The 1,084-nt window shown below is 47.5% G+C and carries 1 protein-coding gene; it reads left to right on the top strand.

Annotation, left to right across the window (positions count from 1 at the left end; genetic code table 11):
- A partial coding sequence (locus A3750_RS26360) for a hypothetical protein (RefSeq protein WP_197475140.1) occupies positions 1-1,084 on the top strand: 1,084 nt, incomplete at both ends.

Raw genomic sequence — 1,084 nt, 5'->3', positions numbered from 1 at the left:
TGCATCAACGTCAGCAGTGATCAATGGTGATCGCATAAACATTGTTGCGATTGATAATAACGATACTAACACTCCTGTGTGTGTTTACATTCAAAAAGCGGATGGCTCCACGGCTGAAGAGTTTTGTATCTTAGCGACCTCCGATATGAAAATCGGTGCTGGAGAGGTCAACTCTATATCGTTGGCTGTACAAGTTAATGAGGACGGTCTGATTGGGCGAGGCTTGGTGGTTTGGGGGCAAGATGCAATCATTGATTCATATAATGTCTCTCGAGTACATGCAGCTCGCTTTGATTTAGATGGCAACAATCTCGTTGTCGGTGTCATTGCTGGGGGCAATACCGCCAGCGCGGAATATTTTTTCAAGAACCCGGCAGTCGTTGCTTTAAGTAATGAAGCGAATGACGAATTCGCCTTGAGTTACCAGCGAGATAGTTTGCCACCTGCATTGTTATCGGTTGACTCGACATTGACGATTTCAGAGATTGCCGCAGTCACCGATGGTTGGGATGCTCGTTTGGCACCTGAGCTGGTTGCTTTAGAAAATGGCGATCTGGTCTGGACCTATCTAGGAGAGGACTACATTAGCTTCGGGTCTATTTTAAACGGAAGTGCAGTAACGATTTGGCGTGTTCGTTTTGACTCGAATCAAGTTCATAATTTTTCTATCGATGTGAATGAGGCAAGGTTGATTGTTAGCGAAGCGGGATCTTTGATCTCACATCAATCGGCTGGTTCAGACCCTGAAGACAATGTCCTTATTGCGTTTAGAGAATCGGTAAGAAGCGCTGCTGGGGCTCTAGGTTCGCCGTACGGTATTGGCCTAGAAAAAGAGCGCGTTCGTTTGTTTGTCTTGCCCCTCGAGGGAGATTACTTTTCTCTGACCTCAGTTGAGGGTCTCGTGACCGAAGCTGTGTATGATGACGATCCAAACGTCGGTGGAGACACCAGGATGCCTCTCGATTTTTCTAAGGACGACGCTGTTCTTGATGTGTCTGTTTCCAGCTCTGGCGAGGCGGTGCTTGCATGGAGCCTCTGGAAAGACGGTGTGAGCAAAAACAAAGCGCTTCAAGCCGTTCGCCTT

The organism is Oleiphilus sp. HI0079, from assembly GCF_001635105.1.
Note: the sequence above shows the minus strand (reverse complement) of the source record. Positions and strands in the feature narration are given on the sequence as shown.